We start from the raw sequence: 21,041 nt of genomic DNA, 5'->3' as shown, positions 1-21,041 counted from the left end.
ACCGTCCGCGCGCACGCTACGGTGGACCGGCCGAACGGATCGGCGACATCCCGCGCGAGCGATCAGTACGACGAGGTGGGGGCACAGCAACGCCATGGCACAGGGCACGGTCCAGGTGACGCACACCGGAACCTCGCGGTGGCGGCGCCGCACGGGTGAGTACGCTTCGCTCGCCGCCGCCCTGGAGGCCGCGGCCGAGGGCGACGTCCTCACCATCGCCCCCGGGACCTACCGGGAGAACCTCGTCGTCCAGCGGGCGGTGACCCTGCGCGGGCCCGAGGGAGCCCAGGGCTCGGTGCGGATCGCGCCCGTCGACGGGGTGCCGCTCACCCTGCGCGCCTCGGCCGTCGTGCAGGACCTGTACGTCGAGGGCCAGGACGCTGCGGCGCCCGCCCTCCTCGTCGAGGAGGGCACCCCCGAGCTGCTGGGCGTGCGGGTCGTCACGCGTTCCGCGTCCGGCATCGAGGTCCGCGGCAGCGCCCGTCCGACGGTGCGGCGCTGCTCCGTCGACAATCCGGCGGGCATCGGCATCGCCGTCCTCGACGGCGGGGGCGGGGTGTTCGAGGAGTGCGAGGTCGTCTCGGCCGGCCAGGCCGGTGTCGCCGTGCGCTCCGGGGCGCACCCCCGGCTGGAGCGCTGCCGGATCCATCACGCGGCGGGTTCCGGCCTGACGGCGACCGGCGAGCACTCGGCCCTGGAGGCGGTGGGGTGCGAGATCTACGAGGTGCGGGGCAGCGGTGTCCAGATCACCGGCCGCGCCACCGCGCACCTGACCGACTGCGACGTGCACCGCACCACGGGCGACGGCGTCACGCTCGACACCGACGCGGTGCTCACGCTCGCCGACTGCCGCATCCACGACATCCCGGAGAACGCGGTCGACCTGCGCTCCCGCTCCGTGCTCACCCTGACCCGCACCAGTGTGCGGCAGTTCGGGCGCAACGGCCTGTCGGTGTGGGACCCGGGCACGCGCGTGGACGCCAACCAGTGCGAGATCTTCGACAGCACCGGCGACTACCCGGCGGTCTGGGTCAGCGACGGCGCCACCGCCGTCCTCGACTCCTGCCGGGTGCACGACGTGCCGGACGCGCTCTTCGTCCTGGACCGCGGTTCCCGCGCGGACGTCGTCGACAGCGACCTGTCGCAGGTACGCAACACCGCCGTGTCGGTCAGCGACGGCGCCACCGCTCAGCTCGACGACTGCCGCATCCGGGACGCGGCGACGGGCGCCTGGTTCCGCGACCACGGCAGCGGCGGCACGCTGAACAACTGCACCCTGGACGGCAACCGCACCGGCGTGATCGTCACCAAGGGCGCCGACCCCACCATCGAGCGCTGCACGGTCGACTCCCCCTCGGAGGCCGGTGTGTACGTGTCGGCGGGCGGGCGCGGCAGCTTCGTGAACTGCCGGGTGACCGGCAGCGCCGGCTACGGCTTCCACGTGATCGACGGCTGTCGCACGACGCTGCGCAAGTGCCGCACCGAGCGGTGCGCGCGCGGCGGTTTCGAGTTCGCGGACGGTGGTCCGGACGGGTCGTCCGAGACGGGACCGCTCGTCGAGGACTGCGCCAGCGACGAGAGCGGCGGGGGCATCGCGCCGCCCCCCGCGCGGGAGACGGCCGTGCAGACGGTGAGCCCCTCCCTGGGCCTGCTGGGCTCGATCCCCGGGCAGCGCAGCACCGAGCAGGAGCCGCTGATAGCGGGCCCGGCGCCCGAGGAGCCCGCGCGGACCTCGAAGGCCGTCCTCGGTGAACTGGACGCGCTGGTCGGCCTGGAGAGCGTCAAGCGGGAGGTCCGGGCGCTGACCGACATGATCGAGGTGGGCCGGCGCCGGCAGCAGGCGGGGCTGAAGGCGGCGTCGGTCAAGCGGCACCTGGTCTTCACCGGCTCCCCCGGCACCGGCAAGACCACGGTCGCCCGGCTGTACGGCGAGATCCTGGCCTCCCTCGGCGTCCTGGAGAAGGGCCACCTCGTCGAGGTGTCCCGGGTCGACCTGGTCGGCGAGCACATCGGCTCCACGGCGATCCGCACCCAGGAGGCGTTCCAGCGGGCGCACGGCGGTGTGCTGTTCATCGACGAGGCGTACGCGCTGTCCCCCGAGGACGCGGGCCGGGACTTCGGCAAGGAGGCCATCGACACGCTGGTGAAGCTGATGGAGGACCAGCGGGACGCCGTCGTCGTCATCGTCGCGGGCTACACGGCGGAGATGGAGCGGTTCCTGTCCGTCAACCCGGGCGTGGCGTCCCGTTTCTCGCGGACCATCACCTTCGGCGACTACGGGCCGGAGGAACTGCTGCGGATCGTGGAGCAGCAGGCCGAGGAGCACGAGTACCGGTTGGCGCCGGGCGTGCCCGAGGCGCTGACCCGGTACTTCGCGGCGATCCCCAAGGGCCCGGCGTTCGGCAACGGCCGCACCGCCCGCCAGACCTTCGAGGCGATGGTGGAGCGGCACGCGAGCCGGGTCGCCCAGCTCCCGGACCCGAGCACGGACGACCTGACGCTGCTCTACGCCGAGGACCTGCCCGAGCTGCCCGGACGGTGAGGGCGGGCGCCGGGCCCTAGCAGTCGGCGGGGCCGCCGTCCGCTCCCGGTACGCGCGCCTGCCCGGCCGGCCGCGCCGTGGGGACCTCGGGGCGCAGCCGGGCCAGCAGCCGTCGGCGTTCCTCGGCGAAGGCCGGGTCGGCCTGGTAGTCGGAGTGGCCGAGGATCGGCGCGGGCAGCGGGTGCAGTTCGGTACGGCCGTACGTCAGCGGGTCCTTGAGCGGTTCCCGGTCGACGGCCGGTCCGCTGTCGCCGGGCAGCCGCACCGGACCGCCGATGGGGTCGGTGAGCCGGTGGAGGTTGCGCCAGCAGTCGACGTCCCGGTGCAGGGAGCCGAGCGCGTCGGGCCCGAAGTGGGCGGGGAACCAGCGGCCGTACAGGCGCTCCAACGGGGAGCCGTAGGTCAGCAGGGCGACGCGCCGGCGGGCGGAGGGCGCCAGTTGCCAGGCCGCGGCTGCGGCGAGCACGCTGCCCTGCGAGTGGCCGGAGATGACCAGCCGTCCGCCGGTGGCCCGGGTCCAGGTCGCCATGCGCCAGGTCAGGTCGGGCACCGCGCGCTCGGCGTAGCAGGGCGGCGCGAAGGGGTGGGCGGCGCGGGGCCAGAAGGTGCCGACGTCCCACAGGATGCCGATGGTGCGCCGTGCGGAGGCGTCCTTGTAGGCGCGCCTGCCCCAGGTGACGAACAGGATGAAGCCTAGGCCGATGAGCCAGGAGCCCAGTGCCTGCGCGGTCTGCGCGGCGCCGTGGACGACGGGGTACGTGCCGCGGGCGGCGTCCGCCGGTGCCCGGTCGGTCGTCAGGGCGCCCACCAGGGCCGCCGCGCCCAGCAGCAGGGTGGTGACGGAGACGATGGCGACGATGAGGGGGCCCTGGTCGGTGAGCCCGGCCATGGCGCGGGCGGTCGCGATGCGGCGGGTGCGGGCCGGGTCCCCGGTCTCGCCCGGGTGTTCGTCCTCCACGGCGGCCCGCTCGGCCCGGGCCAGTCGCCAGGTGCGGCGGGCGAGCGTTGCGCACAGCAGCAGGACGACGACGAGCAGCGGCGGGATGACGGACGCCTGCCAGGTCAGCAGCACGGGCGGGCCGTCGAGGAAGGCCCCGGTCCCGTCCAGCCAGTCCGACACCCGTTGCGCGACCCCGCCGGTCATCACGCCGCCCAGCGCGCAGGCCAGCATGGCGACGGCGGGTCCGCCGAGGCCGCGGATCGCGGTGCGGGCACCGGGCAGGGTGCGGTGCAGCGCGTGGGCGGTCGCGGCGAGGGCGATCACCAGCAGCCCCTGCACCAGGGTGATGGCGCCGAAGGTCGCGTCCCCGGGCAGCCGGCCCGCGGACGTCCAGCCGGGGCGGGACCAGCCGGCGTACACGAGGGTGAGGACGAGCAGGACGAGGGCCGCGAGCGGCAGGCGTCGTACGAGGTGCCGGTCGAGTTCCCGGTCGAGGCGGTTCTCGCTGCGGCCCCGGCGGCAGGTGACGCCGACCACCGCGATCGTGCCGGCGGCCAGGGCGGCCTCCAGGAGCCATCCCAGCGTGTCCAGCAGGGCGGGCCCGCCGGGCGCGCGGTCGAAGCGGGCCGCCGGCACACCGACCGCCGCGGCGACCGTCAGCAGGCCCGCCGCGGTGTGCGCGGCGCGCAGCCGGGCCACCAGCCGCCGCCCGTACCAGAAGCCGGGCCGGTTCAGCGCGGTGCGGCCGGCGTCCTCCTGAGGGTCGGTGGAGCGGTCCATCGGCTGCTGCGACTCGTACGCCCGCCAGGTGCGCAGGGACAGGTACCAGAGCAGTCCGGTGAGCGCGGCGGGCACGGCGGCCGCGAGGGCGAGCCTGCGGCCGGGCGTGCTCCACCAGCCGCCGTCGGACGCCGCCGGTGACAGGAAGCCCAGCCAGGAGTGCCGTTCGGCGCACGCGGACGTGCCCGCGCACTGCCAGGCCACGAGGTCGATCGCGACCTCGCAGGCCGCGGCGACCAGCAGCACCGTGAGGGTCAGTCCCGTGAGCCGCACCAGCAGCCCGTAGAGACGGACCGTCCGGATCCGGCCACGCGCGGTGGGACGCATCCAGTGCGCGAGGTTGACCACCATGAACGGCAGGAGCAGCAGCCACAGGGCGCGGGTGCCGTTGCCGGAGGTGAGGTTGCACCAGACGTAGGCCTCGGGCACCGGGCGGTCCCGGTAGTCCTCGGGGCGGGACTCGGCGTCGGCGTCCTCGGTGCGCCGGAAGACGGCGGCGACGTGGTCGCCGGTGATCCGCACGGTGCGCGGGTCGTCCAGCATCTCGGCAGGCGTCGTACCGCCCACGCCGTGCACCAGGAGTTCCAGAGCGGTGCCGGTCTCCCCGGGCCGCGGTCCGGGGACGGCGCCGCCGGTGCCGCCGTCCGCTCCGGACCGTTCCTGCGTCTGTTCCACTGTCCCTGCTCCCCCGGTGACGCGCCGTCGGCTGTGTCCGTGCCGGCACAAGGATCCCGACTTCCCGCCCGGCGCGCACCCCTCGGCACGGAATCTCCCCGAGCCGTGTGACGGACGGCCCCGGAAGCGGTCCGGAAAGTGGCATGTTCGCGTCCGGCGGCCGGTGGCGCGGGCCGTGGCGGGGCGTGCGAGGATGGGACGCCCATGCACCGAGATGGCGGGATTTCCCCGTCGGAGCGGGTGCGGGGGGCGTGTCGGACGGTTTTGCGGCGAAAGGACCGAAGCGTACGTGAGTGAGAATCCGAACCTCCTCGCGGAGCAGCGGCGCGCCCTGATCCTCGACGAAGTGCGCCGCCGGGGCGGTGTCCGGGTCAACGAGCTGACCCGCAAGCTCGGCGTCTCGGACATGACGGTCCGCCGCGACCTCGACGCGCTGGCACGGCAGGGCGTGCTGGAGAAGGTGCACGGCGGTGCGGTGCCGGTGGTCGAGGCGAGCACGCACGAACCGGGGTTCGAGGCCAAGTCGGGTCTGGAACCGACCGCCAAGGAGGACATCGCGCGGGCCGCGGCCGAGCTGGTCGCGCCGGGCGCGGCGATCGCCCTGTCGGGCGGTACGACGACGTACGCGCTGGCGCACCGGCTGGTGGACGTGCCGGACCTCACCGTGGTGACCAACTCGGTGCGGGTCGCCGATGTGTTCCACGTGGCGCAGCGCACCTCGGGCACGCGGCAGGGCACGGCCACGGTGGTGCTGACCGGCGGTGTGCGCACCCCCTCGGACTCGCTGGTGGGGCCGGTCGCCGACCAGGCGATCGCCGCGCTCCACTTCGACGTGCTGTTCCTCGGCGTGCACGGGATATCGGCCGAGGCCGGTCTGTCGACGCCGAATCTCGCCGAGGCGGAGACCAACCGCCGGCTGGTGCAGTCGGCCCGGCGCGTGGTGGTGGTCGCCGACCACACCAAGTGGGGTGTGGTCGGCCTGAGTTCGTTCGCGGCTCTGGAGCAGGTCGACACGCTGGTGACCGACGGCGGACTGCCCGCGGAGGCGCGGGCGGAGATCCCGGAGCATCTGCGGCTGATCGTGGCGGGCGAGCCGGAGAGCGTCGACTGACCCCTCGGGCGGCCCGGCGACCGGTCCGCCCGGCCGTCCGTCGGTTCGGGCCCCGGCGGCTACTCGGGCCAGGCGCCCGTGCTCAGCAGTGTCTCGATCGCCTCGGTGTACGGGGCGATGTCCAGGCCCTGTTCGGCGAGCCACGCGTCCGAGTAGTACTTGTCGAGGTACCGGTCGCCCGGGTCGCACAGCAGCGTCACCACGCTCCCCCGGCGCCCCTCGGCCACCATCTCGGCGACGATCTTCAGGGCGCTCCACAGCCCGGTGCCCGTGGACCCGCCGGCCTTGCGGCCGATGGCCCGCTCCAGGGCGCGTACGGCCGCCACGCTCGCGGCGTCGGGCACCTTCATCATGCGGTCGATGGCGCCGGGCACGAAGCTCGGCTCCATGCGGGGGCGGCCGATGCCCTCGATACGGGAGCCGCAGTCGCAGGTGACGTCCGGGTCGCCGGTCGTCCAGCCGTCGAAGAAACAGGAGTTCTCCGGGTCGGCGACGCAGATGCGGGTGTCGTGCTGCATGTAGTGCACGTAGCGCGCGAGGGTGGCCGAGGTGCCGCCCGTGCCCGCCGTGGCGACGATCCACGCCGGCTCGGGGAACCGTTCCAGCCGGAGCTGCCGGAAGATCGACTCGGCGATGTTGTTGTTGCCGCGCCAGTCCGTGGCCCGCTCGGCGTAGGTGAACTGGTCCATGTAGTGGCCGCCGGTCTCGGCCGCGAGGCGGGCGGACTCCTCGTACATCCGGCGCGAGTCGTCCACGAAGTGGCACTGCCCGCCGTGGAACTCGATCAGGCGGATCTTCTCGGCGCTGGTCGTGCGCGGCATGACGGCGATGAAGGGCACGCCGATCAGCTTGGCGAAGTACGCCTCGGAGACGGCGGTCGAGCCGCTGGACGCCTCGATCACGGGGCGGCCGGGCCGGATCCACCCGTTGCACAGCCCGTACAGGAACAGCGAGCGGGCGAGCCGGTGCTTGAGGCTGCCGGTGGGGTGGGTCGACTCGTCCTTCAGGTAGAGGTCGATGCCCCAGGGTTCCGGCAGAGGGAAGAGGAGCAGGTGGGTGTCGGCCGACCGGTTCGCGTCCGCCTGGACCTTGCGCACGGCGTCTTTCAGCCACGACCGGTAGTCGGCGTCGCTGCGGTCGACGTCGGGGGTGGCGCCGGTCCGGGACTGCTGGGGGGTGCTCACGACGGGGCTCCTTAGGCTGTGCGCCGACGGCGCCTCGCGCGGCCGGACCACCCGATCATAAGCACCTTCCTCACGCTTCTCACCTGCATAAACACACCTTTGGGGGCGTCAAAGACAGTGCTGGGGCACCGTGCGCGGCGCGGTGGGGGCGCACGCGCGCGAGTGCTCCGGGCGCCCCCGGAAAGCGGCGGCGCGTACTGGTGCTCGGCGACGGGGGCGGGCACACTGCACCCGGCGGGACCTGGATCCCGTCACGGGCGCACACTGGAGCAGGACACGAGCCGGTACCGGGGCCCTCGCGGCGGCCCGGTCCGGCACACCGACGCGCACGAGGGGGGCGACGGCATGGCGGAGCCGGAGTTCAGGGCCACGGGGGTGCGGATCGGCAGGCGGCTGCGCTCGCTCACCCGGGCCGGACAGGTCCGGATCAGCGGCGGCAGGCTGGAGTTGCTCACCAGCTACGGCTCCGAGATAGACAGCGCGCCGGTGCAGGCGGTGCGCGCGTCCCGGCCCTGGTTCGCCCCGGAGGACCGGGCGCTCGCCGATCTCAACGGCACGCGCTACCTGCTGACCCTGGGCGAGCGCGACCCCGCTCCGGGCGAGCCGGGGCCGCCCGCGGCACGCCGTTTCATCGAGGCCGTGCGCCGGGCGGCGGGGCGTCCGGCCTGAGATGTCCGTGACTTGCGGTGCATCACCCCTTGCGTCACGCTGGTTTCACGTCACTCTGGGTTTACCGGCGATAACGCTGCGAACCAGCCCGCCGGCCATGACAGCAGGCGGCGATGCGCCGCGTGCGCCCTGCTGGATCCGAACTCCGTGTTCTTCCGGACCTCTACGTCGGGGAGTCGCAGCCGTGATCAACCCAAGCAGACACTGCACGGTGGAGCTCCAGGCCCTGCCGTCGCGGATCGGCCAGGTCCGCAGAATCGTATCTGCGCAATTGCGCTACTGGCATCTGGACTCCCTGATCGACCGGGCGGCGCTCGGCGTGACGGAGTTGCTGACCAACGTCCATCTGCATGCCACACCCGACAAGACGTGCACCGTGGAGATAGAGCTGCTCCTGGACCGCCTGACGGTCTCGGTGCGCGACCACGATCCGCGGCTGCCCGTGGTGGACGACGCCGCGCCGCTGGCCACCTGCGGGCGGGGGCTCGCGATGGTGGCGGCGATGAGCGAGAGCTGGGGCGCCCGGCCGGACGGCGAGTCCGGGAAGGTCGTCTGGTTCTCGTTGCCGGCCGCCGCGCCCGCGCCGACTGTCACCGCCCGCCCGCCCCGCCGCCTGGTCGAGGAGGTGCCGGCCGCCGCGTTCGCGGAGGTCGACCACGCCGTCGCACTGGGCGGCCCGCAACCCGCTCCCGCCCGGTCGGCCGTTGCCGGCTGACCGGGCGGTGACCGCTCGCTGCCGCGGGCGGGGCGGACGCGCCGGTCGCCGGTGGTGTCACCGACGGCGGGCGCGCCCGTCGCGGGGCGCCTCGCAGACGCGAGTGCAGCTCGGGTAGGGGCCATTCGGAGGCCACTGCCGAGGCACCGGCGTGCGGCGTCCGGCCCGGGCCGGACAGCGCCCGAGCCGGAGACCGGGAGCCGGCGACCGGCCCCGGGGCCGTCACTCCGTGGCGATGGCCCGCAGGACGTGCAGGCGTGCCGCGCGGCGGGCCGGGCGCAGGCCCGCGAGCGCCCCTGCCATGAGGCCGACCAGGGCCACCACCGCGAGTTGCACGGGCGGCACGGCGAAGGCGAAGGCGCTGTCCGAGGCACCGTCGGAGGCCTTCACCAGCACCCAGCCGAGGAAGGCGCCGAGACCGAGTCCGCCGGCCGTGCCGAAGGCCGCGACCAGGACCGACTCCCAGCGGACCATGGCCCGCATCTGGGAGCGGGTCTGCCCGACGGCCCGCAGCAGGCCCAGCTCGCGGGTGCGTTCGTGCACCGCCAGCGTCAGGGTGTTGGCGATGCCGAGGAGCGCGATGAGCACGGCGAGCGCGAGCAGGGCGTAGACGAGGGTGAGCATCATGTCGATGCCGCCCGCCGACGACTGCGCGTACTCCCCGCGCGTCTGCACCTCGGGGTTGCCGTACCGGTCGGCGACCTTCTCCACCGCCGCCTTGCCCGCGTCCGTGCCCACGCCGTCCTTGAACGAGACGGCGACGAGGCGGTCGGAGTCCTGGGTGCGGTGCGGGGCCCAGGCGGCGCGGGTGATGACGTAGTCGCCGGCGAGTTCGGACCGGCCGTAGACCGCGCGGACGGTGAAGGTCCGGCTGCGTCCGTCGGTGAAGGTCAGGCGTGCCGTGTCGCCGGTGCTCAGCCCCCGCGCGTCGGCCTCGCTCCGGGTGACGGCGATGCCGTCGGTGCCGAGCGTGCCGAGTGAGCCGTGGACCGTGCCGAGGTCGAGGGCACGTTCCAGGGCGGCCGGGTCGGTGACGGTCAACGCCCTGCCCTGCCCGTCGACTTGGGCCACGCCCTTGCCGAGGCCGACGGCGGTGTCCACCTCGGGCAGCCGCTGGACCGCGTCGGCGAGCCGGGGGCTGAGCCCGCTGCCGCCCGCGCCGAACGACGGGGCGCTGACAGCGACGTCGCCCGCGAAGGACCGGGACACGGTCTGGTCCATGGTCGCCTTGAGCGAGGCGCCGAACACCGTGAACAGCGAGACGACGGCCACGCCGATCATCAGCGCCCCCGCGGTGGCGGCCGTGCGCCGGGGACTGCGCAGGGCGTTGCGCCGGGCGAGGGCGCCGGGGACGCCGCGCAGCCGGTCCAGCGGCGCGCCGAGCACGCGTACCGCGGTGCGGGAGACCACGGGGCCGAGGGCCACGAACGCGGCCATGGCCAGTACGGCGCCCGCTCCCGCGAGCCACACGGACGGGGAGATCAGGACTCCGCTCAGCGTCACCGCGAGGGCGAGTGCGATCAGCACGGTGCCAGTGACCGCTCGTCGGCGGGAGGCGCCGGAGGTGTCGACGGCGGTCTCGCGCAGCGCGGCCAGGGGTGCGGTGCGGCCGGCCCGGACGGCGGGCAGCAGGGCCGAGCCGAGGCAGACGACGACCCCGACGGCGAGCGGCAGCAGCATCGACAGGGCGCCGATCACGAGGGCGCCGTCGGGGAACGGGAATCCGATCGCGGGGAACAGCGCCTGGAGTCCGGCCGCGATGGCGATGCCGCCGGCGAGTCCGGCGGCGGACGCGGTGAGGGCCACGGCGGAGGCCTCGGCGAGGGTGACGGCGGTGACCTGGCGGCGGGAGGCGCCGAGGGCGCGCAGGAGGGCGTTCTCGCGGGTGCGCTGGGCGACGACGATGGCGAAGGTGTTGTGGATGGAGAAGGTCGCCACGAGCAGCGCGATGCCGGAGAAGACGAGCAGGAAGGTCGTGAACAGGGACAGGAACTGACTGGAGATCATGTCGGTGTTCTCCGCGGCCGCCTCCTGTCCGGTGATGGCCTCGACTCCGTGGGGCAGTACGGGAGTCAGCCGGTCGACGAGTTCCCGCTGGCCGATCCCGGGCGCCGCGCGTACCTGGATGCTCGCCGCCTCGCCGGGCCGCGCGGTGAGGTACTTCTCCGCGTCGGCGCGGGTCATGCCGGTGAAGGTCACCTGGGCCATGCCGTCCTCGCCGCCGAAGGTCGCCAGGCCGACGACGGTGACCCGGACCGGGTCGGGGGTGCGCAGGGTGGTGGTGTCCCCGATGCGCAGACCGCCCTTCTCGGCGGCGCCCCGGTTGACGACGACCTCGCCGGAGTGCTGCGGGGCACGGCCCTCGGCGAGGCGGTACGGGTTGAGCCGCGGGTCGGTGATCCAGTTGCCGGCCAGGGTGGGCGGGCCCTGGCCGCCGACCGGGTCGCCGTCCGCGCCGACGAGCTGGCCGGCGCCCTGGATGCTGGGCGCGGCGGCGGCGACGCCGGGGACCTTCTCGACGGCGCCCGCCAGGCCGGTGGGGACCGGCTGCCGCACGCCCTGGCTCTCGCCGGGTGTGGTGATGGCGCCGGCGCTGCGGACCACCGCGTCCGTGCCGCTGGTGGCGCTGCCGAAGAGGGTGTCGAAGCTCGCGCGGAGGGTGTCGCCCATGACCAGGGTGCCGGTCAGGAAGGCGACGCCGAGGAAGACGGCGAGGAACGTTCCGGCGAAGCGGCGTCGGTGCGCCCCGAGCGAGGAGAGGCTCAGGCGGACGGAGGCGTTCATGACGGCACCTCGAAGGCTTTCATCCGGTCCAGGACCTTGTCGGCGGTCGGCGCCTGCATACGGTCCACGAGGCGTCCGTCGGCGAGGAAGACGACCTCGTCCGCGTGGGCGGCGGCCACCGGGTCGTGGGTGACCATGACGACCGTGCGGCCCGTGTGGCGCACGGTGCGGCCGAGGAGGCCGAGCACCTCGCCGCCGGAGCGGGAGTCGAGGTTGCCGGTGGGCTCGTCGGCAAAGACGACCTCGGGCCGCCCGGCGAAGGCGCGGGCCACGGCGACGCGCTGCTGCTGGCCGCCGGAGAGTTCGGCGGGCCGGTGGTGGAGGCGGTCGCGCAGCCCGACGACGTCGATCAGCGCGTCGATCCACTCGGTGTCGCCGCGGCGGCCGGCGAGGTCGAGGGGCAGGGTGATGTTCTCGGCGACGGTCAGGGTCGGCACCAGGTTGTACGCCTGGAACACGAAGCCGACGCGGTCGCGGCGCAGCAGGGTGAGCCGACGGTCGTCGAGGGTGCTCAGGTCGGTGTCGCCGATGTGGGCGGCGCCCGAGGTGAGGGTGTCGAGTCCGGCGGCGCAGTGCATCAGGGTCGACTTGCCGGAGCCCGAGGGGCCCATGACGGCGGTGAAGCGCCCGGCCGGGAATTCCACGCTCACCCCGTCGAGGGCGCGTACGGCGGTGCCGCCACCGCCGTACACCTTCACGGCGTCGACGACCCGGGCGGCGGCACGGGTGGCGGTCGTCGTGGTCATGCCGCACCGCCCTTGCGGGTCCGGCCGAACTGCTCGTCCAGCACGGACAGCCGGCGCCAGTACTCGTCCTCGTCGATCTCGCCGGAGGCGAAGCGGTGGCCGAGTACGGCGATGGGCGAGTCGTCCGGGACGGGCTGCCGCCAGGGGCCGCGGCGGCTGCGCCACACGGTGCGGCGCAGCAGGGTGACGGTGCCGCCGATGACCAGGGCCCACAGCAGCGGGAACAGGAGGATCCACGGGCCGGGCCCGCCGTCGGCGAAGTCTGCCAGGGTCTGCATGTCGTCCAGCTCCTCGGTTGCGATGTCCTTCGTGTCGCTTCCGAGCGTCGCGCCGGCAGGGGGTCCGGGTCGTCGTACGGCCGGCGGCCGTGCGCCTACCGCGCGGGGAGTAGGCGGGGCCGGTGAAGCCTGCTCCACCAGGAGCGCCGTGAGGGGACTGCAGGCCCTAGGCTCGGGCCCATGCTGAGACTCGGATATCCCGTCATCGGCGTCACGGACGTGCCCCGGGCGGTGGCGTTCTGGACGGCCGCGCTCGATCTGGTCCCCTCCAAGGAGCTGAAGAGCGAGCGCTGGCGGACGCTGGAGTACGCCGACGGCTCGGGTCGGGCCCTCGCCGTGATGCACAGCACGTCCCCCGTGGAGCCGTATCCCCGCATCCACGTGGACCCGTTCACGGACACGGCGGAGGAGCAACAGGCGGAGGTACGGCGGCTGATCGGGCTGGGCGCGCAGGCCGTCGACTGGGACCGCTACCCGCCCGGCTCCGACTTCGTGGTGCTCGCCGACCCGGACGGCAACCGGTTCTGCGTCGTCGACCTAGGCGGCGCGCAGAACGGCGGCGAGCAGTCGGCGACCTGATCCGACGCGGTCCGGAACCCGTCGTCCGGATCACGCGGCGGACGCGGGGCCGATCCGGACGGCAGGCCTAGGCGAGCGCGCCCAGCGGGTCGTCCAGGACCGGCTGCCAGGCCAGCTCGGCGGCGCCGACGAGGCTGTTGTGGTCCAGGGTGCACGGCAGGATCGGCACGCTGCCGCTCTGCCCCCACAGGCTGCGGTCGGCGACGACCGCCCGCAGCCGCCCGGGGTCGGCGTCCAGGAGGGCGCGGTGCAGCCCGCCGAGGATGATGCGGTCCGGGTTGAGGATGTTCACCAGGCCCGCGAGCCCGGACCCCAGACGGTCGATGAGGGATTCGGCGGCGGCACGGACGGCCGGGTCGTCGTACCGGTCGCGGATGAGGTCCTTGGACTGCTGGAGCAGGGACACCTCGGGGCCGGGCTCGCGTCCGGCGGCCGTGAGGAAGGCCAGCGGGTCGGTCTCCACGTCCAGGCAGCCGCGGCTGCCGCAGTGGCAGGGGCGGCCCTCGGGGTTCACGGTGAGGTGCCCGACCTCCAGGGCGAGGCCCGAACTGCCGCTGTGCAGGCGGCCGTCGAGGACCAGGGCGCCGCCCACCCCCCGGTGGCCGGTGGCGACGCAGAGCAGGTCGCGGGCGCCGCGTCCGGACCCGTGCCGGTGCTCGGCGAGGGCCGCGAGGTTGACGTCGTTCGCCGCGAACGCGGGGCCGTCGAGGCCGGCGGCGCGCACCTGCTCGGCGAAGATCCGGCGCACCGGCGCACCGGCCGGCCAGGCCAGGTGCAGGGGGTTGAGGGCCAGGCCCTCCGGTTCGGCGACGGCGGACGGTACGGCGAGTCCCGCGCCGACGCAGCGCCGCCCGGTCTCCCGCAGCAGCTCCGCGCCCGCCTCGACGACCGAGCCGAGCACCTTCGCCGGGTCGGCGTCGATGACCTCGCAGCCGGGCGCGGTGGCGACGATCCGGCCGCCGAGGCCGACCAGCGCCGCTCTGAAGCCGTCGGCGTGGACCTGGGCGGCGAGGGCGACGGGCCCGTCCTCGGCGACCGCGAGGCGGTGCGAGGGGCGGCCCTGCGATCCGGCCGCCGCGCCGGGCCTGGCGTCGACCCGGATCAGGCCGAGGGCCTCCAGTTCGGCGGCGACGGCGCCGGCCGTGGCGCGGGTGACGCCGAGTTCCGCGGTGAGGACGGCCCGGGTGGGGGCGCGTCCGGTGTGCACGAGCTCCAACGCGGGTCCGAGCGCGCCGCGCCCCCGGTCCAGCCGCGTCCTCGAGGTGGTCCCTTCCCCCGCCGTCCGGGGGTCCGCCTTGCCGCTCATGAGGGGGAGTCTCCCATGATCCGCGGGCCCGGCGTGCCTAGAGCCCGCTGACCCGGAGCGTGATGTTCAGCCGCCCGGTGAGCCCCAACTCGGGCGGTGCGGTGCCCGCGTGCACCCGTGGCACCCCGTGGTACGCGAGCCGGGACGGGCCGCCGAAGACGAACAGGTCGCCGCTGCGCAGTTCCACGTCCGTGTAGGGGCGGGTCCGGGTGCCGGGGTTGCCGAAGCGGAAGACGCAGGTGTCGCCGAGGCTGAGGGAGACCACGGGGGCGTCCGCCCTCTCGTCGCTGTCGCGGTGCATGCCCATGCGGGCGTCGGCGCCGTAGAAGTTGATCAGCGCGATGTCGTAGGCCGCCGCGGACGCCTCGCCGCCCAGCGCGTCGGTCGCCGCCCGGCGGCCCAGGTCGCCGAGCCAGGCGGGGAAGGGTTTCACCGGGGCGCCGTCGCCGTCGACGACCGTGCGGGAGTAGCCGTACGGGTACCAGTGCCATCCCAGGCAGACCTGCCGGGCGGTCATGGTGCCGCCGCCCGGGGTGCGGACGGTACGCAGCCCGGCGGGCGGGCGGGCCCAGTCGCGGCAGGCCCGCAGCAGCTCGCCCTGGCTTCCGGCGTCCAGCCAGTCCGGCAGGTGTACGGCGCCGGGGGCGACCTCGGCGCGGGGCCGGGGGAACAGCTCGGCGTCCATGTGTTCCATCCTGCCCGACCGGCCCGGCGGCCGTGCTGTCCGGTGTGCCGCCGGGTCGGCGCGGGCGGTCGTGCGTCGCCGCCCGCGTCCCTGCCGCCGGTGTCCGCTGCCCGGTCGGGCCGTCCGGTCGGCTCTGCCCCGCCGCGCGTCCGGGCCGCCGGCCCCGGCCGCCCGCGTGGCCGTACCGGCGCCCCCCCCGGCCGCCCGCTCCCCTGCCCCGACACGGCCTGAGCTGCGGCTCCGCTAGCCTGGACGCACGATGAACGACCGCAGCGACCGTATGACGACTCCGTGGGGCGAGCGCGCGCTGGCCCGCTTCCCCGAGGACCCGCGCGACCGGCTGCGTGCCTGGGACGCCTCCGACGAGTATCTGCTCGGGCATCTGGCGGACCAGGAGGTCCCCCTGTCCGGCACGGTCGTGGTCGTCGGCGACCGCTGGGGGGCTCTCGTCACGGCGCTGGCGGAGCACCGGCCGGTGCAGATCACCGACTCGTACCTCTCCCAGGAGGCGACCCGGGCGAACCTGGCGCGCAACGGCGTCGAGCCCGGCTCGGTACGGCTGCTGACCACGCAGGACCCGCCACCCGCCCGGATCGACGTGCTGCTGGTGCGCGTGCCCAAGAGCCTGGCGCTGCTGGAGGACCAGTTGCTGCGGCTGGCGCCCGCCGTCCACGAGGGCACGGTCGTCGTCGGCACCGGGATGGTCAAGGAGATCCACACCTCGACCCTCCAGCTGTTCGAGCGGATCCTCGGCCCGACCCGCACCTCGCTCGCCGTGAAGAAGGCGCGGCTCGTCTTCTGCACCCCCGACCCCGCACGGGAGCGCCCGGCCGGTCCCTGGCCGCTCAGCTACTCGCTCCCCGACGGGATCGGCACGCTCTCCGGCCGGACGGTCGTCAACCACGCAGGCGTCTTCTGCGCCGACCGGCTCGACATCGGCACACGCTTCTTCCTCCAGCACCTGCCGGCCGCCGGGAAGGCCCGGCGGGTGGTCGACCTGGGCTGCGGCAACGGCGTGGTCGGCACTGCGGTGGCCCTGGCCGATCCCGGCGCGGAGGTGCTGTTCACCGACGAGTCCTTCCAGGCCGTCGCCTCGGCGGAGGCCACGTACCGGGCGAACGGGGCGCCGGGGCACGCGGAGTTCCGGGTCGGCGACGGACTGGCCGGGGTGCCGGACGGCAGCGTGGACCTCGTCCTCAACAATCCGCCGTTCCACTCCCACCAGGCGACGACCGACGCCACCGCCTGGCGGATGTTCACCGGGGCGCGGCGGGTGCTGCGGCCCGGCGGCGAACTGTGGGTGGTCGGCAACCGGCACCTCGGCTACCACGTCAAGCTGCGGCGGCTGTTCGGGAACAGCGAACTCGTCGCGAGCGACCGGAAGTTCGTGGTGCTGAAGGCCGTCAAGGGCCGGACCGGGCGACCAGTCGGGCGAGCGCGGTGACCGTCCGCACCATGGCCTCTCTCCCCACGGTGAGGTAGCGGCGCGAGTCGACGGCGTCCGGGTGGGAGGCCAGGTACTCCCTGATCGCGCCGGTCATGGCGATGTTCAGCGCGGTGCCGACGTTGACCTTGGCGATGCCGCCCGCGACGGCCGCGACGAGTTCGCCGTCCGGTACCCCGGAGGAGCCGTGTAGCACGAGCGGCACGTCCAGCCCTCCCGCGAGTTCCTTGAGGAGGTCGTGGTCGAGGCTCGCGGTGCGCGTGGTCATGGCGTGGCTGCTGCCGACGGCGACGGCGAGGGCGTCCACCGCGGAGTCGGCGACGAAGGCACGGGCCTCGGCGGGGTCGGTGCGGGCGCCGGGGGCGTGGGCGTCGAGCGGCGCCTCACCGTTCTTGCCGCCCACCTCCCCCAGCTCGGCCTCGATCCAGAGCCCTTGCGCGTGGGCCCAGTCGGCGGCGGCCCGCGTCGCCGCGAGGTTTTCCGCGTACGGCAGCCGGGAGGCGTCGTACATCACGGAGCTGAATCCGGCGTCCGGTGCCTGGCGCAGCAGTCCGTCGCTCTGCACATGGTCGAGGTGGAGGGCGACGGGCACGGCGGCGGCCTCGGCGGCGGCGACGGCGGCGCGGGCCAGCGGCAGCAGACGGCCGTAGCGGAACTTCACCGCGTTCTCGCTGACCTGGAGCACGACGGGCGTCCCCGCGGACTCGGCGCCGGCGACGACGGCCTCGATGTGTTCCAGGGTGATGACGTTGAAGGCGGCGACGGCGCAACGCGCGGCGGCGGCACGGGTGATCAGGTCGCCGGTGGTGGCGAGGGGCACGGGGTCTCCTTTCCCGGGCGGAGCCGGGTGCCCGGGCCCCCGAGGGGGCGGGAGCCCGGGCGGGGCGGGTGTCAGGGGGCGAGGATCACCGAGCGGGTGAGGTGGCGGGGGCGGTCCGGGTCGAGGCCGCGGGCGGCGGCCACGGCGACGGCGAGCCGCTGGGCGCGGACCAGTTCGGCGAGCGGGTCGAGCCCCGAGGGCACCCACAGCGCGCCGGTGTCCCGGACCTGTTCGGCCAACCCCTCGGGGGCCTCGCCGAACATCCAGGTCGCCGTGCCCGAGGTGCTGATGCTGATGGGCCCGTGCCGGTACTCCATCGCCGGGTACGCCTCGGTCCAGGACAGCGAGGCCTCGCGCATCTTCAGCCCGGCCTCGTTCGCCAGCCCCACCGTCCAGCCCCGGCCGAGGAAGGTGAACTGGGTGCACTCCACGAGCCCTTCGGGCAGCTCGGCCCCGAGCGCGGTGCGTGCGTCGGCGACGGCGGCCTCGGGGTGCAGGCCCAGGTGGGCGCGGAGCAGGGTCAGCGCGGTGGTCGCGAACCGGGTCTGCACCACGGAGCGTTCGTCCGCGTAGTCGAGGACGACCACGTCGTCGGCGGCGGTCATCACGGGCGTCTCGGGGTCGGCGGTGAGGGCGACCGTGCGGGTGCCGCCCTTCAACGCGCCGAGCAGCTCCAGCACTTCGGTGGTGGTGCCGGAGCGGGTGAGGGCGACGACGCGGTCGTAGGCGCGTCCCCGCGGGAACTCGGAGGCGGCGAAGGCGTCGGTCTCGCCCTGGCCGGCGCCCTCGCGCAGCGCCGCCGCCGACTGGGCCATGAAGTACGAGGTGCCGCAGCCGACGATCGCCACCCGCTCCCCGGGGGCCGGAAGCGCCGCGGTGTGACCGGCCGCCTGCTCGGCGGCGCGGATCCAGCACTCCGGCTGGCTGTTGAGCTCGTCCTCGACGTACGTCATGCGGCACACTCCCGACCGGTCCCTGGACGGACCTGACTCACTTGATTGTTCCTGCAAGATATAGCGAACTTTCGAGCACTATCAAGCAAACCAGGCTGAAGGGGTCGTGCGCTAGGGTCGGTCGGAGGTCGAGGAACGGAGGCGCGGATGTCGCGCGACGCCCGGTGGAAGGCGCTGCTGGAACTGCTCGTCGAGCGCGGCCGGCTGGACGTCGACGAGGCGGCGTCCGAACTGGAGGTGTCGGCGGCGACGATCCGGCGCGACTTCGACCGGCTGGCCGAGCAGCAGATGCTCGTGCGCACGCGCGGGGGCGCGGTCGTGCACGGGGTGTCGTACGAGCTGCCGTTGCGGTACAAGACGGCCCGGCGCGCGTCCGAGAAACAGCGCGTCGCGCAGGCGGTGGCCGCGCTGGTGGCGCCCGGCGAGGCGGTCGGGCTGACCGGCGGCACGACCACCACCGAGGTGGCACGCGCCCTGGCCGTGCGTCCGGACCTGGCCTCCGGCACGCCCGCGCTGACCGTGGTCACGAACGCGCTGAACATCGCCAACGAGCTCGCGGTTCGGCCGCAGTTCAAGATCGTGGTGACCGGCGGGGTGGCCCGGGCGCAGTCGTACGAGCTGATCGGGCCGCTCGCGGACGGGGTGCTCGGTCAGGTCACGCTGGACGTGGCGGTGCTGGGGGTCGTCGGCTTCGACGTCGCGCACGGCGCCGCGGCCCACGACGAGGCGGAGGCCGCGATCAACCGGCTGCTGTGCGAGCGCGCCGAGCGGGTCGTGGTGGCCGCGGACTCGACCAAGCTGGGCCGGCGGGCGTTCGCCCGGATCTGCGCCGCGGACGCGGTGGACACCCTGGTCACCGACAACGCGGCCGACCCGGATGCCGTCCGCTCGTTCGAGGAGGCGGGGATCCGGGTCGTCCTGGCGTAGCCGACGCCGTCAGTGGCCGTGGCCGTCGCCGTGCCCCTCGGTGGCGGCCGGCGCGGACTCCCGACCGGCGGGTGCCGATCCGGCCCGCACGGTGAACGCCGCGGTGTGGACCTTGCCCTCGTGCCGGAAGTCCAGGAACAGGCGGTAGGTGCCGCCGCTGGGCGCGGTGGCCGTGAAGGAGATCTCCGGGCCGGGCTTCGTCCTGCCGTCGCCGGGTTCGCCGTTCGGGTGGACGTGGAGGTAGGCGAGGTCACCGGAACGCAGGGCGACGAGGTGGCCGTAGGCGCCGAGGTAGGGCTGGAGGTCGGTGACGGGCCGTCCGTCGCGGGAGACCTTCAGCTTCAGCTCGCCGGCCTTGCCGGGGTTCAGGGTGCCCGCGAGTTCGACCTGGTAGCCGTCGGCCGAGGCGGTGCGGTCCGGTGCCGGAGGGGTCGCGGGCCGGTAGGTGCCGCCGGCCGCGAGGTCCGCCCCGAGGGTGAGGCTCTCGGCGCCCTTCTTCGCCGGGGTGAAGTCGGCGAAGACGCGGTAGCCGCCCGCCCGGGGCAGGTCCACGGGGGTGCTCCAGGTGCCGTCCGCGGCGCGGGTGGGGTGCAGGTGACGGTAGGTGGTCAGATCGCGTGAGGCGACGATGAGGTGGAGTTCCTTGTCGTGCTCGCGCTTGAAGGCGGTGACGGCCTTGCCCTGGTCGTCGCGGACGGTGAAGCGCAGTTCGGCGCGCCGACCGGCGGTGACGTGCGGGGTGGCGAGGTCGAGGGTGTAGCCGTTCTCCGAGATCTGCAGGCCGCCGGCCGGCTCGCTCTCGTGCCCGCCGTCCCCGCCCGCGTCGGCCGACGGCTCGTCCGCGTGCTTCTCGTGGGGCGCGGGCGGGGCGTCCGCGACGACCGGGTCGACGACCCTGCCCACGCCGTACGCCGTCCCGAAGGTCGCGGCCAGCGCGGCGGCGAACGCGGTGATCCTCAGTCCGGTGTTCAGTCCCGTACTCATGGCGGTCGTCTCCTCGATCACTGAGCGCCCGGCTCCGGCGGACGCCTCTTCATGCACTTCACCATACCCCCGAGGGGTATCGAGTCAAGTCGAGGGCCGGGCTTGCTTTCGATACCCCCCGGGGGTATATATGACTCGGCAGGCATACCCCGGCCCCCGTAGGAGGGGCATTCATCCGCAGGAGGACCCCATGGCTTCCACCGTTGGCGCCGTCAGCACCACCTACGCGGTCTCCGGGATGAGCTGCGGGCACTGCGAGGCCACGCTCACCCGGGTGATCGGCGAGCTGGACGGCGTGACCGCCGTCGACGTCCGGGTGGCCGCCGGTCTGGTCACCGTCACCTCGGCCGCCGAGCCGGACGACGCCGCGATCGCGGAGGTCGTCGACGAGGCCGGCTACGAACTGACCGGCCGCGCCGCCTGACAGGCACGCACTCCCCGCATTCCCCCGCGCGGCGCCGTAATCGCCGCACCGCCGGGACCCGCACCCCGGGTCCCGGCCGCCGACCCCGCATCAGGAGCAGTCATGACGACCAGTACGACCAGTGCACCGACCGAGGTGGAGCTCGCCATCGGTGGTATGACCTGCGCTTCGTGCGCGGCCCGGATCGAGAAGAAGCTGAACCGGATGGAGGGGGTGTCGGCGACCGTCAACTACGCGACGGAGAGGGCGAGGGTGAGTTTCTCCGGTGGTGTGTCGGTGCCGGAGTTGATCGCGACGGTGGAGGCGACCGGGTACACGGCGCGTGAGCCGGAGCCGGCGGGTGCGCGGTCGGGGCCGGGGGCGGGTGCGGCGGGTGGGGAGGCCGGGCCGGACGGTCTGGCGGGGTTGCGGCAGCGGCTGGTGACGGCGGTGGTGCTGACGGTGCCGGTGATCGCGATGGCGATGGTGCCGGCGTTGCAGTTCGCGTACTGGCAG

19 protein-coding genes are annotated in these 21,041 nt (G+C 74.4%); 9 read left to right on the top strand and 10 right to left on the bottom strand.

Annotated features, from left to right (window positions below; all coding sequences use genetic code 11):
- The first annotated feature begins 94 nt into the window (after positions 1-94).
- Positions 95-2,542, top strand: coding sequence for a right-handed parallel beta-helix repeat-containing protein (locus ACH499_RS26035; RefSeq protein ID WP_399018676.1), 2,448 nt, complete (start codon positions 95-97; stop codon positions 2,540-2,542).
- A gap of 16 nt (positions 2,543-2,558) precedes the next feature.
- Here ACH499_RS26035 and ACH499_RS26030 read toward each other — a convergent pair whose 3' ends face one another.
- On the bottom strand, positions 2,559-4,937 hold the full coding sequence (locus ACH499_RS26030; protein WP_399018674.1) for a hypothetical protein: 2,379 nt from the start codon (positions 4,935-4,937) through the stop codon (positions 2,559-2,561).
- A 289-nt stretch (positions 4,938-5,226) separates the two neighbouring features.
- Here ACH499_RS26030 and ACH499_RS26025 point away from each other — a divergent pair, with 289 nt between their 5' ends.
- Positions 5,227-6,048: a DeoR/GlpR family DNA-binding transcription regulator gene (locus ACH499_RS26025; protein WP_399018672.1), complete on the top strand. Its 822-nt coding sequence runs from the start codon at positions 5,227-5,229 to the stop codon at positions 6,046-6,048.
- Between the two features lie 59 nt (positions 6,049-6,107).
- Here the strand turns inward: ACH499_RS26025 and ACH499_RS26020 are convergent, their stop codons facing one another.
- Positions 6,108-7,232 carry a PLP-dependent cysteine synthase family protein gene (locus ACH499_RS26020; RefSeq protein WP_399018666.1) on the bottom strand — a complete coding sequence of 375 codons (1,125 nt, stop codon included), beginning with the start codon at positions 7,230-7,232 and terminating at the stop codon, positions 6,108-6,110.
- Positions 7,233-7,577: 345 nt separating this feature from the next.
- On the opposite strand from ACH499_RS26020, the gene ACH499_RS26015 reads away from it, so the two are divergent.
- Complete coding sequence (locus tag ACH499_RS26015) at positions 7,578-7,901, top strand: hypothetical protein (RefSeq protein WP_356201507.1); 324 nt, start codon at positions 7,578-7,580, stop codon at positions 7,899-7,901.
- Positions 7,902-8,112: 211 nt separating this feature from the next.
- Complete coding sequence (locus ACH499_RS26010; protein ID WP_399018925.1) at positions 8,113-8,616, top strand: ATP-binding protein; 504 nt, start codon at positions 8,113-8,115, stop codon at positions 8,614-8,616.
- Positions 8,617-8,838: 222 nt separating this feature from the next.
- On the opposite strand, the gene ACH499_RS26005 is transcribed toward ACH499_RS26010, so the two are convergent.
- The 3 genes from ACH499_RS26005 to ACH499_RS25995 are packed head-to-tail and all read right to left on the bottom strand — an operon-like array spanning position 8,839 to position 12,424.
- Positions 8,839-11,400, bottom strand: a complete 2,562-nt coding sequence (locus tag ACH499_RS26005; protein WP_399018664.1) for an ABC transporter permease — start codon at positions 11,398-11,400, stop codon at positions 8,839-8,841.
- A complete protein-coding gene (locus tag ACH499_RS26000; RefSeq protein ID WP_399018662.1) occupies positions 11,397-12,146 on the bottom strand; it encodes an ABC transporter ATP-binding protein in 750 nt (249 codons plus the stop codon). Before ACH499_RS26000 ends, ACH499_RS26005 begins: the two co-directional genes overlap by 4 nt.
- A complete protein-coding gene (locus ACH499_RS25995; protein WP_399018660.1) occupies positions 12,143-12,424 on the bottom strand; it encodes an SHOCT domain-containing protein in 282 nt (93 codons plus the stop codon). Before ACH499_RS25995 ends, ACH499_RS26000 begins: the two co-directional genes overlap by 4 nt.
- Before the next feature lie 180 nt (positions 12,425-12,604).
- Between ACH499_RS25995 and ACH499_RS25990 the strand changes: the two genes are divergently transcribed.
- A complete protein-coding gene (locus ACH499_RS25990) occupies positions 12,605-13,003 on the top strand; it encodes a VOC family protein (protein WP_399018657.1) in 399 nt (132 codons plus the stop codon).
- A gap of 67 nt (positions 13,004-13,070) precedes the next feature.
- On the opposite strand, the gene ACH499_RS25985 is transcribed toward ACH499_RS25990, so the two are convergent.
- Positions 13,071-14,309 (bottom strand): ROK family protein, encoded by a 1,239-nt coding sequence (locus ACH499_RS25985; protein ID WP_399018655.1) that lies wholly within the window; start codon positions 14,307-14,309, stop codon positions 13,071-13,073.
- A 37-nt stretch (positions 14,310-14,346) separates the two neighbouring features.
- Positions 14,347-14,994 carry an alpha-ketoglutarate-dependent dioxygenase AlkB family protein gene (locus tag ACH499_RS25980; RefSeq protein WP_399018653.1) on the bottom strand — a complete coding sequence of 216 codons (648 nt, stop codon included), beginning with the start codon at positions 14,992-14,994 and terminating at the stop codon, positions 14,347-14,349.
- A gap of 280 nt (positions 14,995-15,274) precedes the next feature.
- Here ACH499_RS25980 and ACH499_RS25975 point away from each other — a divergent pair, with 280 nt between their 5' ends.
- Positions 15,275-16,438: a methyltransferase gene (locus tag ACH499_RS25975; protein WP_399018923.1), complete on the top strand. Its 1,164-nt coding sequence runs from the start codon at positions 15,275-15,277 to the stop codon at positions 16,436-16,438.
- Here the strand turns inward: ACH499_RS25975 and ACH499_RS25970 are convergent.
- Positions 16,398-17,258, bottom strand: a complete 861-nt coding sequence (locus tag ACH499_RS25970) for a ketose-bisphosphate aldolase (RefSeq protein WP_399018651.1) — start codon at positions 17,256-17,258, stop codon at positions 16,398-16,400. The two genes, ACH499_RS25975 and ACH499_RS25970, sit on opposite strands and share 41 nt — an antisense overlap.
- Before the next feature lie 71 nt (positions 17,259-17,329).
- Positions 17,330-18,211, bottom strand: a complete 882-nt coding sequence (locus ACH499_RS25965) for an SIS domain-containing protein (protein WP_399018649.1) — start codon at positions 18,209-18,211, stop codon at positions 17,330-17,332.
- A 147-nt stretch (positions 18,212-18,358) separates the two neighbouring features.
- On the opposite strand from ACH499_RS25965, the gene ACH499_RS25960 reads away from it, so the two are divergent.
- Positions 18,359-19,138, top strand: a complete 780-nt coding sequence (locus tag ACH499_RS25960; RefSeq protein WP_356201524.1) for a DeoR/GlpR family DNA-binding transcription regulator — start codon at positions 18,359-18,361, stop codon at positions 19,136-19,138.
- A 9-nt stretch (positions 19,139-19,147) separates the two neighbouring features.
- Here ACH499_RS25960 and ACH499_RS25955 read toward each other — a convergent pair whose 3' ends face one another.
- Positions 19,148-20,110: a hypothetical protein gene (locus ACH499_RS25955; RefSeq protein WP_399018920.1), complete on the bottom strand. Its 963-nt coding sequence runs from the start codon at positions 20,108-20,110 to the stop codon at positions 19,148-19,150.
- 202 nt (positions 20,111-20,312) lie between these two features.
- On the opposite strand from ACH499_RS25955, the gene ACH499_RS25950 reads away from it, so the two are divergent.
- Entirely contained in the window at positions 20,313-20,546 is a 234-nt protein-coding gene (locus ACH499_RS25950) for a heavy-metal-associated domain-containing protein (RefSeq protein ID WP_399018647.1), read from the top strand.
- 102 nt (positions 20,547-20,648) lie between these two features.
- A partial coding sequence (locus ACH499_RS25945; protein WP_399018645.1) for a cation transporter occupies positions 20,649-21,041 on the top strand: 393 nt, incomplete at its 3' end.

It is taken from the genome of Streptomyces sp. NPDC018947 (assembly GCF_044390505.1).
GTDB lineage: Bacteria > Actinomycetota > Actinomycetes > Streptomycetales > Streptomycetaceae > Streptomyces.
Note: the sequence above shows the minus strand (reverse complement) of the source record. Positions and strands in the feature narration are given on the sequence as shown.